Raw genomic sequence first — 424 nt, forward strand, 5'->3', positions numbered from 1 at the left:
CTGTTCGCTCCCCACGCTTTCGCGTCTCAGCGTCAGTACCGTACTAGAGAACCGCCTTAGCCACGGGTGTTCTTCCTGATATCTGCGCATTTCACCGCTACACAAGGAATTCCATTCTCCTCTTCCGGACTCTAGCCAGATGGTTTCGGTCGACGTCTGAAGGTTAAGCCTCCAGTTTTCACAACCGACCTATCTGGCCGCCTACACGCTCTTTACGCCCAATAAATCCGGACAACGCTTGCCCCCTACGTATTACCGCGGCTGCTGGCACGTAGTTAGCCGGGGCTTCTTCTGCAGGTACCGTCACTCTCTGGGCTATTAACCCGAGTGGCTTCGTCCCTGCTGAAAGAGGTTTACAACCCGAAGGCCTTCTTCCCCCACGCGGCGTCGCTGCGTCAGGCTTTCGCCCATTGCGGAAGATTCC

General features: G+C 56.4%; 1 rRNA gene. It reads right to left on the minus strand.

What is annotated here, in order from left to right:
• A 16S ribosomal RNA gene (locus BSZ14_RS18860) occupies positions 1–424 on the minus strand; the annotation flags it as partial.

This window comes from Sphingomonas sp. Sph1(2015), assembly GCF_001970915.1.
In the GTDB taxonomy this organism is placed as follows: domain Bacteria; phylum Pseudomonadota; class Alphaproteobacteria; order Sphingomonadales; family Sphingomonadaceae; genus Sphingomonas; species Sphingomonas parapaucimobilis.